Source organism: Arthrobacter sp. BG3 (assembly GCF_056680185.1).
On the sequence record NZ_CM155270.1, the window covers coordinates 670,936 to 686,007 of the forward strand.

General features: G+C 66.1%; 13 protein-coding genes. 5 read left to right on the plus strand and 8 right to left on the minus strand.

The genetic code is table 11. From position 1 onward, the window contains the following. Positions 1–18: 18 nt before the first annotated feature. From AC1MFL_RS03055 to AC1MFL_RS03080, 6 genes are all read right to left on the minus strand, one after another. A complete protein-coding gene (locus AC1MFL_RS03055) occupies positions 19–1,830 on the minus strand; it encodes a proline--tRNA ligase (protein ID WP_479813373.1) in 1,812 nt (603 codons plus the stop codon). A gap of 378 nt (positions 1,831–2,208) precedes the next feature. Further along, the gene (locus tag AC1MFL_RS03060; protein WP_479815283.1) at positions 2,209–3,096 is read right to left on the minus strand and encodes a GNAT family N-acetyltransferase; all 888 of its coding nucleotides are present in this window, start codon (positions 3,094–3,096) and stop codon (positions 2,209–2,211) included. Further along, on the minus strand, positions 3,059–4,225 hold the full coding sequence (gene ispG / locus AC1MFL_RS03065; RefSeq protein ID WP_301229025.1) for a flavodoxin-dependent (E)-4-hydroxy-3-methylbut-2-enyl-diphosphate synthase: 1,167 nt from the start codon (positions 4,223–4,225) through the stop codon (positions 3,059–3,061). The genes AC1MFL_RS03060 and ispG overlap by 38 nt, the downstream gene beginning before the upstream one ends. A 39-nt stretch (positions 4,226–4,264) precedes the next feature. Then, on the minus strand, positions 4,265–4,558 hold the full coding sequence (locus AC1MFL_RS03070) for a YciI family protein (RefSeq protein WP_479813375.1): 294 nt from the start codon (positions 4,556–4,558) through the stop codon (positions 4,265–4,267). Positions 4,559–4,616: 58 nt separating this feature from the next. Next, the gene (locus AC1MFL_RS03075) at positions 4,617–5,123 is read right to left on the minus strand and encodes a hypothetical protein (RefSeq protein WP_479813377.1); all 507 of its coding nucleotides are present in this window, start codon (positions 5,121–5,123) and stop codon (positions 4,617–4,619) included. Continuing rightward, a complete protein-coding gene (locus AC1MFL_RS03080) occupies positions 5,120–5,902 on the minus strand; it encodes a MarR family transcriptional regulator (protein WP_479813379.1) in 783 nt (260 codons plus the stop codon). Before AC1MFL_RS03080 ends, AC1MFL_RS03075 begins: the two co-directional genes overlap by 4 nt. Before the next feature lie 476 nt (positions 5,903–6,378). Between AC1MFL_RS03080 and AC1MFL_RS03085 the strand changes: the two genes are divergently transcribed. After that, a complete protein-coding gene (locus AC1MFL_RS03085) occupies positions 6,379–6,888 on the plus strand; it encodes a hypothetical protein (protein ID WP_479813381.1) in 510 nt (169 codons plus the stop codon). Here AC1MFL_RS03085 and AC1MFL_RS03090 read toward each other — a convergent pair. Continuing rightward, positions 6,872–8,203, minus strand: a complete 1,332-nt coding sequence (locus tag AC1MFL_RS03090; RefSeq protein WP_479813383.1) for a M50 family metallopeptidase — start codon at positions 8,201–8,203, stop codon at positions 6,872–6,874. The genes AC1MFL_RS03085 and AC1MFL_RS03090 overlap by 17 nt on opposite strands. A gap of 18 nt (positions 8,204–8,221) precedes the next feature. Next, positions 8,222–9,406 carry a 1-deoxy-D-xylulose-5-phosphate reductoisomerase gene (gene dxr, locus AC1MFL_RS03095; RefSeq protein WP_479813385.1) on the minus strand — a complete coding sequence of 395 codons (1,185 nt, stop codon included), beginning with the start codon at positions 9,404–9,406 and terminating at the stop codon, positions 8,222–8,224. Positions 9,407–9,529: 123 nt separating this feature from the next. Here dxr and AC1MFL_RS03100 point away from each other — a divergent pair, with 123 nt between their 5' ends. From AC1MFL_RS03100 to AC1MFL_RS03115, 4 genes are all read left to right on the plus strand, one after another. After that, positions 9,530–10,378, plus strand: coding sequence for a protein NO VEIN domain-containing protein (locus AC1MFL_RS03100; protein ID WP_479813387.1), 849 nt, complete (start codon positions 9,530–9,532; stop codon positions 10,376–10,378). Between the two features lie 75 nt (positions 10,379–10,453). Continuing rightward, positions 10,454–12,157: an SNIPE associated domain-containing protein gene (locus AC1MFL_RS03105; protein WP_479813389.1), complete on the plus strand. Its 1,704-nt coding sequence runs from the start codon at positions 10,454–10,456 to the stop codon at positions 12,155–12,157. A 185-nt stretch (positions 12,158–12,342) separates the two neighbouring features. Beyond that, positions 12,343–13,452 (plus strand): DUF2510 domain-containing protein, encoded by a 1,110-nt coding sequence (locus AC1MFL_RS03110; protein ID WP_479813391.1) that lies wholly within the window; start codon positions 12,343–12,345, stop codon positions 13,450–13,452. An 81-nt stretch (positions 13,453–13,533) separates the two neighbouring features. Further along, entirely contained in the window at positions 13,534–15,051 is a 1,518-nt protein-coding gene (locus AC1MFL_RS03115) for a lipase maturation factor family protein (protein WP_479813393.1), read from the plus strand. Positions 15,052–15,072: the final 21 nt, after the last annotated feature.

A 15,072-nucleotide genomic window follows, 5' to 3' on the forward strand; every position in this document is an offset into this window, starting at 1 on the left:
TACCAGGACTGCGCGGCGTCAGCTGTTGCGGACGGCGTCGACACAAAAGTCGACAGCCTTCTCAACGGCGATGTTTTCGGCGTTGCCGCTGCGGCGGTCCTTGATCTCCACGACCCCGTCCACCAGCCCGCGCCCGACGGCGAGGATGGTCGGCACGCCGACGAGTTCGGCGTCGCCGAACTTGACGCCCGGGGATACCTTCGGGCGGTCGTCGTAGATCACGTCAAGGCCGGCGGCCTCCAGCTCAAGGGACAGCTTCTCCGCGGCGGCGAAGATCTCCTCGCCGCGGCCGACGGCCACCACGTGGACATCGGCCGGGGCGACGGCGCGCGGCCAGATGAGGCCCTTGTCGTCGTGGTTGGACTCGGCCAGGGCCGCGACGGCGCGGGTGACGCCGACGCCGTAGGAGCCCATCGTGACGACGACTTGCTTGCCGTTCTGGTCCAGGACCAACAGGCCCAGGGCCTCGGCGTACTTGCGTCCCAGCTGGAAGATGTGGCCCATTTCAATGCCACGGGCGGTTTCCAGCGGGCCGGAGCCGTCGGGGGCCTCGTCGCCGGCGCGCACCTCGGTGCATTCGATGACACCGTCCCAGCCGAAGTCGCGGCCGGCGACCAGGCCGAAGACGTGCTTGCCGGCCTCGTTGGCGCCGGTGACCCAGGCGGATCCGCTGACGACGCGCGGATCCACGAGGTAGAGGAGCTTGGCGGCGCCCTCGGTGCCCAGCAGCGGGGCGTCCAGGGACAGGCCGGGGCCGAGGTAGCCCTTGACGATGAGGGGCTGCTTCTTGAGGTCTTCCTCGTTGGCGGCCTCGAGGATGATTTCGCCGGCGATCGGCAGGAAGGATCCGATGTTCGCTTCCACGCGCTTGAGGTCGACGCCGCGGTCCCCCGGAACGCCGATAACAACGATCTGGCGTTCGCCGGTTGGCAGGGTGACGGCGAGGACGACGTTCTTGAGGGTGTCAGCGGCAGTCCAGGCGCCGCCGTCGGCGTCGGCACGGGGCACCAGGAGGTTGGCGGCGTCCACGAGCGTATCGATGGTGGGGGTGTCCGGGGTGTCCCGTACCTCGGCGGCGGGGGCGTTGCTGAAGTCGATGTCCGCGGGGACCACCGTGGTGACGGCCTCGACGTTGGCCGCGTAGCCGCCGGCGGAACGGACGAAGGTGTCCTCGCCGATCTCGGTGGGATGCAGGAATTCCTCGCTCTTGGAGCCGCCCATGGCGCCGGCCGTGGCAGCGACCGGAATGACCTCGAGGCCGAGGCGCTCGAAGATCTTCAGGTAGGCGCCGCGGTGCGCCGCATAGCTGGCGTCCAGGCCGGCGTCGTCGACGTCGAAGGAGTAGGAGTCCTTCATGATGAATTCGCGCCCGCGCAGCAGGCCTGCCCGGGGGCGTGCCTCGTCGCGGTACTTGTTCTGGATCTGGTAGATGCTCAGCGGCAGGTCCTTGTACGAGGAGTACAGGTCCTTGACCAGCAGGGTGAACATTTCCTCGTGCGTGGGCGCCAGCAGGTAGTCGTTGCCCTTGCGGTCCTTGAGCCGGAAGATGCCCTCGCCGTATTCGGTCCAGCGGTTGGTGACCTCGTAGGGCTCCTTGGGCAGCAGGGCCGGGAAGTGCACTTCCTGGGCGCCGATGGCAGCCATCTCTTCGCGGATGACCGTCTCCACCTTCCGGAGCACGCTCAGTCCCAGCGGAAGCCAGGTGTAGATGCCCGGGGCGGCCCGGCGGATGTATCCGGCGCGGACGAGGAGCCGGTGGCTGGCCACTTCGGCGTCGGCGGGATCTTCACGCAGGGTGCGCAGGAACAGCTTGGAGAGTCGAAGGACCACTGGTTATCTATCCGTTTCTGGGAAAGTGCGGGCAAAACTATAAAACCGGAGAAACCGGCACACGCGTCTAGGTACTAATCTACCGTCAGCCCGGACACGGAAGAGCCACGCCATAACTGACGGAAGCCCCTGGCCGTTTCCGGCTGGTCATCCTGTCATGGCGTGGCTCTGCGGCCCCAGCACCGCCAAAATATTGGCTGTGAGTTCCGTTGTGTTGCCCTCAAGGGCGTCTGCATCCCCGGCAACTGACCCGGGGAAACACGTGCCCATGCGACACGGCTAGCTCGAACCTATGTGACCCAGGGCACTAAAACAAGAGTCCGCATCCAGATATTTTCCGTTATGGCTGTTAATTCCTGGGGCAGAAGGGAACTGGTGTTAAAAAAGAACAGTGGCGAAAGTCCCTACCTGGCGGAAGCCCACCCGCTCGTAGGTGGCGCGCGCCCGGGTGTTGAAGTTGTTCACGTAGAGGCTCGTGACCGGGGCGAGGGTCTGGGCGAGATCGACGACGGCGGCCATGTAGCCGGCGCTGAGGCCCTTCCCGCGGTACTCCGGGTTCATCCAGACCCCCTGGACCTGCGTCACCTCGGGGGTGACCGCGCCGAGCTCGGCCTTGAAGACCACCTCGCCCCCGGGGCCCAGGTGGACCATGGAGTGCCCTTCGCGGATCAGGCCCTTGACGCGGCGGCTGTAGTACTCCCGGCCGCCGAGGAACGGCGAATAGCCGACTTCCTCTTCGAACATCGCCGCGCACGCGGGCAGGATCCGGTCGAAGTCCGCAAGTTGGCCGAAGCCAAGCTGCTCGTTCGGGGGCACTGCGGGCGGCCCGGCAATTGTCATCAGCGGCTGGTCTGCGCGGATCTCATGGGCCGTCTGGCCGAACTGTTCGAGCCCGGCGTACAGGGCCAGGACCGTGTCGGCCGGGCCGAAGATCGAGGCGTACCGGCGCCCGGAGCGGTGCGCGGACGCAGCGACCGTGCCGGCAAGCCCCGGGTCCAGCTGCACCGGCACCAGGTTGGCGCCGGCCCAGCAGGCTCCCAGGAGCGTGCCGCCGTCGAACACGCCGAGGATGCTGGCGCCGCCGGTGGTGGGCGCCGCCGAACCGGACGTTGCCAGGTGGGACAGGATGAAGACATTGGCGACGGCGTCCTGCCGCGCCAGATCAACCAGCTGGGCGGTGTCCGAACCCCCCAGGGTCCGGACAGCGACGCCGGGAGCGGCGCCGTCCTTACGAGACGCTAACCACGGGGCTACCCTTGACAGCATCTTCGCCATCGGCCTCCCCCATCTCTTCGGCGATACGCATGGCTTCTTCGATCAGTGTCTCAACAATCTGGTTCTCGGGGACAGTCTTGATGACTTCGCCCCGCACGAAGATCTGGCCCTTGCCGTTGCCCGAGGCGACTCCGAGGTCCGCTTCGCGGGCTTCGCCCGGTCCGTTGACGACGCAGCCCATGACGGCCACGCGCAGCGGGATCTCCATGCCTTCCAGACCGGCCGTGACCTGCTCGGCCAGCGTGTACACGTCCACCTGGGCGCGTCCGCAGGACGGGCAGGAGACGATCTCGAGCTTGCGCGGGCGCAGGTTGAGCGACTGCAGGATCTGGTTTCCGACCTTGATTTCCTCCACCGGCGGGGCGGAAAGGGAAACGCGGATGGTGTCGCCGATGCCGCGGGAAAGCAGGGCGCCGAAGGCCGTGGCCGACTTGATGGTGCCCTGGAACGCCGGGCCGGCCTCGGTGACACCGAGGTGCAGGGGCCAGTCGCCCTGCTCCGCGAGCATCTCGTAGGCGGCCACCATGATGACCGGGTCATTGTGCTTGACCGAGATTTTGAAGTCGTGGAAGCCGTGTTCCTCGAACAGCGAGGCTTCCCACACGGCGGATTCCACGAGGGCCTCCGGGGTGGCCTTGCCGTATTTCTTCAGGATTCCGGGCTCCAGCGATCCGGCGTTGATGCCGATCCGGATCGAGGTGCCGTGGTCCTTCGCCGCGCGGGCGATTTCCTTGACCTGGTCATCGAACTTGCGGATGTTGCCGGGGTTCACCCGGACCGCGGCGCAGCCGGCCTCGATCGCGGCGAAAACGTACTTCGGCTGGAAGTGGATGTCCGCGATCACGGGGATCTGGGACTTCCGGGCGATGATCGGCAGCGCCTCGGCGTCGTCCGCGGACGGGCATGCGACGCGCACAATGTCACAGCCGGAAGCCGTGAGCTCGGCGATCTGCTGGAGGGTGGCGTTGATGTCCGTGGTGGGGGTCGTGGTCATCGACTGCACGCTGATCGGGAAATCGGAGCCGACGCCGACCGAGCCGACCTTGATCTGGCGGGTCTTCCGGCGGGGCGCGAGGACGGGGGGCGGTGCTGACGGCATTCCCAGGCTGACCGAGGTCACATGGACTCCTTGTTTCTAAGTGGGTCTGGCGGGGGACGGTTAGGCCGCGTGGCCGGCCAGGAGGCCGGTCAGGGGGGCCCAGGCCGTCGTGCGGGTGCCGGAGATGGCACCGGCCGCGGCGAAGGGGTCCTGCTTGAGGACCTCGTTCAGTGCCTGCTCGTCGGAGGCCTTGAAGATGAGCAGGGCACCGGCGCCGTCACCGTAGGGGCCGCTGGCGAGCAGCGTTCCCTCCTGGGCAAGTTCTGCGGTCCATTCGCGGTGCGCTGGGCGGCTGGCGTTGCGGGCATCGGAGGATTCGGCGTCGTATACGTACTCAACAGCAAAAACAGTCATAGAGATACACTATCGCCCCGTTGACCAGCTACCCATCCGGGCGCCGTGGCGGGTGGCTTCAGCCGAGGACGAGAACCTTGGCGAGGGCGGCGACGCCGGCCGCCCACAGCAGCGAGGTCAGGGTGCCGATGATGAAACGCTCCGCGGCGACCGGTGTCTCCTTCAGTTCCGCAAAGCGGCCAAGGCCCTTGATCGCGACCACGTAGGCGATGGCGACGGGTTGGCCGGCGAGGATCGCGAGGCAGACCGCCAGCCGCTCGAGCACCCCGATGATCGCGCCGCCGCGCAGGATCCGGACGCTGCTGACCGGGGTGGCCGGGGCGCCCGCGGGGGTGTTGGCGGCGGGGCTGACAGGGGTGGTGGCGGCCGTCCCTGATCCCGGGGCCGGGTCAGCCGCGGCCCCGGGATCAACGGTGACATCCGCCGCTGGGTCAATGGCCGGGTCGGCGGCGACGGCGTCCTGCCGGTCGTCGATGGTCCGGGCCAGCCGGAAGACCAGGGCCGTTACGGGCCAGCCGACGAAGCCGGCAGTGAGCAGTGTCAGGGTGATCCAGAGTGCGTTCACCGGTCTCCTTCCGTGCTGTCCGGAATGCGGGTATCCGGGTGCTGGGGCCGGCCCGTATCCTGGGCGCGGTCTTCTGACTGCCCGCCGGCGTCGTGATTGCCGGCGTCGTGATTGCCGGTGATCGTCCTGTGGGCGAAGTCCAGCAGCATTTCCGCCGCCGGCCTCGCGGCCCATTCTTCCTGCCAGCCGGAGCGCAGCAGCGCACGGCTCACCGACTGTTCGGTGATTCCCAGTTTTTGGGCGGCGACTTTTTGCGTGCCGTGCGTGCCGGAGTGCCCGTGCTGCACCGAGCGCAGCACGTCCACGACCTTCCACTGGGATTCCGTCCGGTCCTGGACCAGCCGTCCGATCAGCCGCAGCACCGCCTCGGCGTTGGCGCAGGCCCGGGCGCCGGCGGATCCCGCGGGAGAGGGCGCGGCCTCCCCCCGGCGCAGGCCTCCGGAGACGATGGCGATGGGCACATGGGCGGACCCTGCCTTGGCCCTGTCGACAGCCGCGCGGGCCGCCACGAACGCCGGCCCGGATCCTTCCCGCGGACTGGCAGGCAGCGGCAGGTCCACCGCCCCGACTCCGATGCCTACGTACCAGCGGCCGCTGCGCAGGGCATGCAGGGCAATCTCCACGACTTCGTCCGGGCGCTCCACAACGCCCTGGACTTCATCGCCCACTGAACGCTCGAAGCGCCCGGCGGTCGACAGCCCTGCCAGCTCCGCCAGGAGTCCGGGAACACGGTCGACGTCGGCGCTGCTGCCGCGCTGGTCGATGGTCATCACGTACATAGCCCCACCCTAAAGGGCTGATCTTTGAGAATCAATCATTTTCAACTGATTACTGAAAATTAGCCGAAATAGGCTGATAAGAGACAAACAGCCCGATCCGGTTAATCGACCCGGCGGGGCCGCACCAGGCCGGACCGGCGGGCTCGCTGGCCGGGCTGCCGGCTGGCTGGCAGGGCATCTGGCTGGCTGGGCGGCTGGGCCGATGGGCGCACATAGCTGGCAGGGCATCTGGCGCCGCCCGGGGGCACTTTGACACGAAACGCCGGACACCGCTGTCCATTTCGACGCCGAACCGCGCCATAGTGCCCCCTGGCCGCTGGGTGAAGCCGGCTGCAGGCAATGCGGGCCCGAGACGCCCGAGACGCCAGCCCAGACAGCCAGCTCATCCCTGCGTCGATCCGGGAATCGCGGTTGACAGGACCACCGCGTCGGTCCAGTCTGGGGCACATCAGCCAGGACGCCGGGGAGGTGACAGGGTGATAACACCAGCGGAAGCAGCGTTCATCACCTTCGGCCTCGGTTCCCAGGCCGTGCTCGCCGCATTCTTCGCCGCCCGGCGCTGGCGTCCCCGGCTCGCGGATCGCTCCGGCTGGCTGGCCTACGCCGTCGCAGGGCTGGGGCTCCCCCTCGGCCTCTGGCTCCTCGCCGGAGATCAGTCCTGGCGGCTTTTTGTGGGTCCGCTCCTGCTCGGCACCTGGGCGCTCTTTGGCAGCTATCTCGATCTCTGGCGCCGGGTGGAATGGCGTTCACCGCCCAAACCTGGACTGTTGATCCCCTACGTCATCCTGTACTTCTGGGCACAGATGTTCCTGTGGTGGCCGCTCGGGGACCTCCAGCGATCCGCGTGGGCCGTCTTCCTCGTCCTGTTTTCGGTCAATACCGTCCTGAACCTAACGGGACATTTCCGCAGGCCAAAAGGCCGCCGGGGCAGCCAGGTCAGAAGGCCGCCGGGCCGCGGGGCCGGCCGGGTCAGCCGAAGAGGTTGACCGGCTTGACGATGTCCGCGTAGATCAGCAGGGCGCCCATACCCATCAGCAGCACTGCCACCACGTAGGTGACGGGGAGCAGTTTGGCGATGTCGAACGCGCCGGGGTCCGGGCGGCCGAAGAGCTTGGCGATCCGGCGTCGGGCGCCTTCGTAGAGCGCGCCGGCCACGTGGCCGCCGTCGAGCGGAAGCAAAGGGATGAGGTTGAAGACGGCCAGGGCGAAGTTGAGTCCGGCCAGCAGCCCCACCAGGGTGGCCACCCGGGACTGCATCGGAACCTGCTCCATCGCGGCGACCTCGCCGGCCACCCGCCCCACACCGACCACGCTGATGGGTCCGTTGGGGTCGCGGGGCTCTTCGCTGAAGGCCGCCTTCGCGACCCCGGCCACGCGCGCCGGGAGGTTCACGACGACTCCGGCGATCTGCTTGATGTTCTCACCGGCCATCGGCAGAACCGTCGACGCCGGCTGCTGCACGAGCGCAGTCTGCGCGCCGATGCCCAGGAAGCCGACGTCCTGGTACTGGAGGGTTCCGTCGGCGCTCTTGGCCTGCCGGCCGTCGTCGCCGACCACGGGACGTGAGGAGAGGACCGGTGTGACGGTGGTGGTGACCGGGGCGCCGTCGCGCTCCACCGTGATGCTGACCTGCCGGCCCGCGGACGCGCGGATCCAGGCGGTGAGTTCGTCCCAGCTGGTCACGGCTTTGCCGTCGAAGGAGGTGATGACGTCGTTGGGCAGCAGGCCCGCGGCGGCGGCCGGGGTGGGCTTGCAGTCGGCCGAGTCCGGGTTCACCGTTTCGCCGGCCTTGACCTGGCATTTGGAGACGTCGGCGATGGTGGTGGTCTGGGCTGCAATGCCGAAGCCCATCAGCAGCACGGCCGTCAGCCCGAGCCCGATGAGCATGTTCATGGCAGGGCCGCCGAGCATGATGATGATCTTCTTCCAGACCGGCAGCTTGTAGAAGACGCGGTTGCCGTCCCCGGGGCCGACTTCCTCATGGGCCAGGGAGCGGGCGTCCGAGGCGAGGGACTGGAACATGCCGGTGCTGGAGGGACGCACTGTGCCGTCCTCCTTGTTCGGCGGGTACATGCCGATCATGGAGACGAAGCCGCCCAGCGGGATGGCCTTGAAACCGTATTCTGTCTCGCCCTTCTTGCGGGACCAGACGGTGGGTCCGAAACCGATCATGTACTTGGTGACGCGGACCTTGAAGAGCTTGGCCGGCAGCAGGTGGCCCACTTCATGGAGGGCAATGGACACGGCGATGCCGATCGCCACAAAGACGACACCGAGGATAAAGAGGAGGACGGGGCTCATGCTTCGATCTGCTGCTTTCTAGACGCTTTTGACGGCTAAACGTTCGTGGGTGCGGGCGCGTGCCCATCGTTCAGCATCCAGCACGGACTCCACTGTCAGCCCTGAGGATCCTGTGTGTTCGCTGAGGACTGCTTCGATGGTATCGACGATGTCGGTGAACCGGATCCGGCCGGCATGGAACGCCATCACGGCCTCCTCGTTTGCGGCATTGAACACAGCCGGGAAGGTGCTCCCCCGTTTGGCGGCATCCTTCGCCAGCCCGACGGCGGGGAACGCCGCGGTGTCCAGCGGCTCGAACGTCCAGCTGGTGGCTTTGCTCCAGTCGCACGGCTGGGATGCCTTCGCGACCCGGTCCGGCCAGCCGAGGCCCAGGGCGATGGGCAGGCGCATGTCCGGCGGCGAAGCCTGGGCGATCGTGGAGCCGTCGATGAACTGGACCATCGAGTGGACCACGGACTGCGGGTGGACCACCACGTCGATCTTCTCCAGCGGGATGTCGAAGAGCAGGTGCGCCTCGATCACTTCCAGGCCTTTGTTGACCAGGCTGGCGGAGTTGGTGGTGACCATAAGGCCCATGTCCCAAGTGGGGTGTGCCAGGGCGTCCTGCGGGGACACCTGGTGCAGCTCGTCCCGGGTTTTGCCGCGGAAGGGGCCGCCGGACGCCGTGAGGATCAGCCGGTCCACCTCGGCAGCGGTGCCGGAGCGCAGGCACTGGGCGATGGCGGAGTGTTCGGAATCGACCGGGACGATCTGGCCTTCCCGGGCCGCTGCCTTGACCAGGGCGCCACCAACGATCAGGGATTCCTTGTTGGCCAGGGCCAGGGTGGCGCCGGACTTGAGCGCGGCCAGGGTGGGTGCGAGCCCGATGGAGCCGGTGATGCCGTTGAGGACCACATCGGCCTCGATCTCAGCGATCCGGGTGGAGGCGTCGGGTCCGGTGATGATCTCGGGACGGTAGCCGGTGACGCCGGCCGCGCTGGCGGCGTCGTCGATCAGTGCCTGAAGGGCTTTCGCGTCGCCGGCCGCGGCGCCGATGGCCCGGGCCCGGGTGTGGACGGCCTGCCGGGCGAGGAGTTCGGGGTTGCCGCCGCCGGCGCTGAGTGCCACGACTTCGAAGAGGTGCGGGGCGCCGTCGACGACGTCAATCGCCTGTGTGCCGATGGAACCGGTGGACCCGAGGAGGACGATCTTGCGCGGCTGCATGCTTCAAGTATCCCGCACCCTGTTCGGTGCTCGGGTTCCCCGCACGCGGGACGGTGGCGAACAGACGGCGGAAACGTGTTGTAGCCTGGGCCGAAAGCGGACAACTCAAGACTGGGGGCGGCCTTGGCCGAAAAACAAACGGCATGGTCGAATGCCGAAGTCGCGGCCACCGTGCGGAGCTATTTGGAGATGCTTCGACTCGAGGTCTCGGGGACGCCGTACGTCAAAAGCGCGTTCAGGAAGGCGCTCCTGCCGCTGCTCTCCAACCGGTCCGAGTCCGCCATTGAGTTCAAGCACCAGAACATCTCGGCTGTGTTGATGAAACTGGGACTCCGTCCCGTCCGGGGCTATCAGCCCGCCAAGAACTATCAGCAGTCCTTGGTCCCGGAAGTGCAAGCCCAGCTCTCCTCCAGCCCGTCCCTCGTTGAACTGATCCTGGCCGAGGCGCTGCAGGCTCCGGGGCAGGACAGCGAAGGCCCCCTGGATTTCACCAGCGCCGCCACGCCGACGATTATTTTCCCCGAGCATTCAGGACCCTCGCAGGGCAGGATCGGCAGCCCGGACTACGCAGCGATTGAAGCGAGGAACCGTGCCCTCGGACTGGCCGGCGAACTCGCCGTGGCGGACCTGGAATACCGGCGCCTTGTAAGGGCGGGTAAGAGCAACCTCGCGGGGCGGATCGATCACGTCAGCCAGACCGAAGGTGACGGGCGCGGCTTCGATATCTTGTCCTTCGAGGTGAGCGGCCAGGAGAAACTGATCGAGGTTAAGACCACAAGGTCGCGGGCGGAAACGCCGTTCTTCGTCAGCCGCAATGAACTCAAGGTGTCCAAAGACCGCGCGGAGGTTTACCACCTGGTCCGCGTGTTCAACTTTGGACGCACGCCGGGGTGGTTCCCCCTCAGCGGCAGCCTGGACACCAGCTGTGTCCTGGAACCGAACGATTTCATGGCACTGCCGCGGCCCGCCTAATTCAGTGCTCCGGGGCTGCATGCCGGCTGATGTCTCCCGCGGGAAAGTGTCGGTCCGTTGTTATATGTTCGGTGAATGCCGCACTCAATCCTGAACAAGGGTGGAAATTCGACTCTGCCGACACGCAACGGCGAAAGACTTTCGGTCGATCTCCAATGGCAGTCTTCCCTTTCGCATTCTGAGGTAGACCTCTTCTTGATCATGGTCGATTCACACGGAAAAGTTCCGTCCAACGAGGCGCTCGTTTTCTACAATCAGCCGCAATATCTCGACGGCGCAGTTGAATACATGGGCCGGAAATCCGCGGGAACCGGCGTCCAGGAACACTCAGCGACGATTTCGCTTTCCCAAATCCCTGAAGTTGTCCACCGAATCGCAATAGCCGCCAGCTTGGATGCTTCAGATCAAGTCCTTGGCCAACTGGGAGACCTGCGCCTGCTCATCAAATCACCGTCCGGAGTGTCTTTCGAAATCCCCGCGTCGGACCTGTCCAGCGAAAATGTGGCTGTGATGGGCGAGATCTACCGCAGAAACGGTGATTGGAAGGTCCGCAGCGTATCGCAGGGCTGGACTGGCGGTCTCGAATCATTCCTCGCTGAGCATGGTGTGTCCCTGGGCGGGGAGACTCCGGCCGACCCGGCGCCGGGACTCTTGCCCCCGGCCCCCGACCAGCAGCACATCAATGATCTCCACGATCTGGAGCACCGCATCCGGGAAAAAGAAGCAGTGCTAAGGGAACTCGAATCCATGATTGTCGAGACGCGGGAGATCAAACTCCTTCAAGATCTCGGCATCTACGAGTTCGCGCACCCGCTGGACGACGCAATCCAATACAAGGACCGCCTCGACCTGTTGCGCTCGAAGGTCAAAGAAACGGCGAAGGAGCGGGGCGTAACAGGAGCCGCCAACTGGGCAGTGAATGGCAGCCTGCAAGATGGAGCCCGGATGGTCCGTGAACAATGCCGACTCATGCTCCGCGCATATAACGCCGAATCCGACAACTGTATCCGTACCGTCCGCAGCCACAACCTTGAGCCGACCATCTCAAGGCTGATGCGGGCCAAAGACTCGATTCAGAAACTTGGTCGAAGTATGGCCATTCAGATCACGGAGGAATATCACGAACTCCGTCTCGCTGAAATCCGGCTCACCGCTGACTACCACCTGAAGGTCGCTGAAGAGCGCGAAACCCAGAGGGCCGTCCGAGACGAGCTTCGCGAGCAGGAAAAGGTTGAACGTGAGCTCCAGAAAGCCCGTGAAAAATTCGAGAAGGAACGCGATCAATACGAAGCCGCTCTGCAGATAGCGATCAACAGCGGGGACGCCTTTGCCATCGCTACGATGCAGGAGCGGCTCGAACAAGCCGAACTCAACCTTCGCGACATCGAAAACCGGGAAGCCAACGCCAGGGCCGGCTACGTCTATGTAATATCGAATCTCGGGGCCTTCGGCGACCGGATCGTGAAAATCGGCATGACGCGTCGCCTTGAGCCGACGGAGCGAATCCGTGAACTCAGCGGCGCGGGCGTTCCATTCCTGTACGACGTTCACGTCCTCTTCTTCAGTGACGACGCCGCTGGTTTGGAGGGGCAGCTGCACCGGGAATTCGAAGAACGGCGCGTGAACCGGGTCAACCTACGCAGGGAGTTTTTCTACGCCACCCCTCACGAGGTGCGTGAAGCGGTGCGAAGAATTGTTGGGGCAACAACACTCGAATTCAGGGAAGAAGCCGAGGCGTCCGAGTTCCGGCGCAGTATGTCAATGTCCAAGGGGGAATAGTGGGTTTCAAGAAAAGCTCGTCGTTCAAGGTGATGCCCGGGGTGCGTGTTCGGGTATCCACCGGCGGAGTAAGCACGTATGTGGGTGGACGGAAGGTTGCAGCGAGAAAGGCCCCGGCCTCGTCAAGGCCCGCGCCGGTCAGAACGCCGACATCGGCCGCGGCAATGGCGACGGCGCGACCAGGGATGTTTGCACCAAAGGAGGAAAAGTTCCTTTTCACCTTTGTCTCCCAGCCGGAAGCGCTGAACCTCGATGAGGCCGTTCTGGCCCACCCGCAATACGCAAAGCTGGCAAATGTTCTGCTCGGTCTGCGGCACCTCATCCACGGACGGACGGACACGGCGGTCGGGTACCTGCGCGCTGCACTCTCCCTTAATGGGGGATTGGAAACGCACGCGTTCACGCAAAAGTACCTCGCAGGCTACCGGCTGACGCTCGGTATCGCCGGCGGCGTTGCCGTCGAATTGCCTCTCTCGCACGACGCGGCGACACTCGCGCTTGCCGAAGCGCTGCAGATCCAGGGCCAGACCCAAGAGGCGGTCTACTACGTCGAGGCCCTGGACCCGAGCTATCCCGCGCTGTTGAGCCTTGCAGACCTCTACATCGAGCTGGAGGACTGGAACGAAGTTCTCCGCCTCACAAACGGCGTCGCCATTGATTCGGAAATCACCGCGATGCTGGCAATCTTCCGGGCCAAGTCACATCTGGCGCTCGGTGAACTCGTCGCTGCAAAGGAATGCATCAAGTCGCTGACGGCGGGCAAGAAGTATGGGACAGCCTTGCGGTTTCAGTCTTTGGCTCTCCGTTCCGAGATCAGCCTCGCCGAGGGCGCGTTCGCGCGCGCAACAGCGGACCTTGAGAAAATCCTGGCGGAAGACGCCAGCGTCCCCGGCCTCCGGGAGGCCCTGACCCGGATCCAGCACCGGCAACAGGAACTTGAACAGGAGAAGTCCGACGCCGCCCAGGAGAAAGTACGGGCCGCGGAAATAAAGCGCGGGCAAGCCGAGCGCGCCAAGGAAGAGAAGCGCGCCGAGGCGGAAAGAGTCCGGGCAGAAAAAGCAGCGGAACGGCAACGGCTGCTGGCCCACCGGACGGCCCCGAAGCCGGCCCTGCAGGCGGCTGTCATAGATCTTTCCTTCGACGAAGACGCGCTGCCTTCCGCCAGCGAACCAGCATCAGCTCAGTCCAGAGCCGGGGCACTGCTGCCAGGTTTTTACCCGGACCCGGAGGAAGTGGCTCCTTTCCGGTACTGGGACGGGTCAGCGTGGACATCAAGAATCAGAATGAAGGCGTAAGCGCGTCCCACCAGTTCTAAGCATTACCCAGGCGCGCCGCCGCGCATTGACGCCCCGGACCGCAGGCGTAACGTGGGGATCGTGGAGTGGACGGCCTGGTTTGACGCGCCGGAGTATGAGTTCGCCCGGCAGGTGCTGCAGCGCGGCGTCGCCACGGTCTACTTCGTGGCGTTCCTGTCCTCGCTGAACCAGTTCCCGGCTCTCCTCGGCGAGCGCGGGCTGTTGCCGGTGCCGGATTTCCTGGCACGCTCCAGCCGCCTGCGCAGGCCCACCCTGTTCAGCTGGCGCTACTCTGACCGGCTGCTGCGGGCCGTCTGCTGGGGCGGGTTGGGGGTTGCCGCCACGCTCGTCCTGGGTCTGCCGCAGCTGGGCCCGCCGTGGGTCCCCCTGCTGGCGTTCCTGGCACTCTGGCTGCTGTACATGTCGATCGTCAACGTGGGGCAGACGTTCTACGGCTTCGGCTGGGAGATGCTGCTGCTGGAGGCGGGCTTCATTGTGGCCTTCCTCGGCTCCGACCAGACTCCCCCGCCGCGGACCATCCTGATCCTGCTGGCGTGGCTGGTGTTCCGCCTGGAGTTCGGCGCCGGCATGATCAAGATCCGCGGCGGCCGGGAGTGGCGTGACCTCACAGCCCTGTACTACCACCACGAGACCCAGCCGATGCCCGGGCCGCTCAGCCGGCAGGCGCACCTGCTGCCGAAGCGGTGGCACCGGATGGAGGTGCTGGGCAACCATTTCGCGCAGCTGGTGGTGCCGTTCTTCCTCTTCGCCCCGCAGCCGCTGGCCAGCGTGGCTGCGGGAATCATCATCTTCACGCAGCTGTGGCTGGTGGCGAGCGGGAACTTCGCCTGGCTCAACTGGATGGCGATCCTGCTCGCCTTCGCCGCAGTGAGCGACCCGGTGGCGCATGCGCTCATCCCGGCGATCCCGCTCGACTGGAACGCCGCGGCCGCCGGCACCGCCACGGCTCCCGCGGCGGCCGCGGGTGCCGCAGGAGCAGCGGCTGGTGCGGCAACCGGCAGCCAAGCGCCGCTCGCCTGGCTGGTGGTGATCCTGCTTGCCACGGTGCTCCTGGTGGTGCTCAGCTACCGCCCGATCGAGAACCTGTTCTCCCACTACCAGCTGATGAACGCGGCCTTCAACCGCTGGCAGCTGGGGAACAGCTACGGCGCGTTTGGCACGGTCACCAAGCAGCGGATCGAAATCGTGGTGGAAGGCACCCTCGCTGCGGATCCCGACGATGCTGCGGACTGGCGGGAGTACGGCTTCCGCGGCAAGCCCGGTGACGTCCGCCGGATCCCGCGCCAGTGGGCGCCCTACCACCTGCGCCTGGACTGGCTGATGTGGTTCCTGCCGCTGCGCACCGTGCATGAGCAGTGGTTCTACGCCTTCCTGGCCAAACTGCTGGAGGCCGACCGGCCCACCCTGCGGCTGCTGCGGCATGATCCGTTCGACGGCGCCCGGCCCCGCTGGGTGCGGGCCAGCAGCTACCTGTACCGCTTCGCCACCCGGGAGGAATTCCGTGCCACCGGCCAGCGCTGGATCCGGATGCTGCTGGACGAGTCCATTCCGCCCCTGTCGCTGCCGCCCGGGGGCTGAGGCTGCAGGCCCGGCGGCGTC

Excerpts from the sequence above, each read along its gene's own strand:
- AC1MFL_RS03090 (WP_479813383.1), bottom strand. The coding sequence starts at position 8,203 with ATGAGCCCCGTCCTCCTCTTTATCCTCGGTGTCGTCTTTGTGGCGATC.
- AC1MFL_RS03060 (WP_479815283.1), bottom strand. The coding sequence starts at position 3,096 with ATGCTGTCAAGGGTAGCCCCGTGGTTAGCGTCTCGTAAGGACGGCGCC.
- AC1MFL_RS03070 (WP_479813375.1), bottom strand. The coding sequence starts at position 4,558 with ATGACTGTTTTTGCTGTTGAGTACGTATACGACGCCGAATCCTCCGAT.
- AC1MFL_RS03080 (WP_479813379.1), bottom strand. The coding sequence starts at position 5,902 with ATGTACGTGATGACCATCGACCAGCGCGGCAGCAGCGCCGACGTCGAC.
- AC1MFL_RS03105 (WP_479813389.1), top strand. The coding sequence starts at position 10,454 with ATGCCGCACTCAATCCTGAACAAGGGTGGAAATTCGACTCTGCCGACA.
- dxr (WP_479813385.1), bottom strand. The coding sequence starts at position 9,406 with ATGCAGCCGCGCAAGATCGTCCTCCTCGGGTCCACCGGTTCCATCGGC.
- AC1MFL_RS03110 (WP_479813391.1), top strand. The coding sequence starts at position 12,343 with ATGTTTGCACCAAAGGAGGAAAAGTTCCTTTTCACCTTTGTCTCCCAG.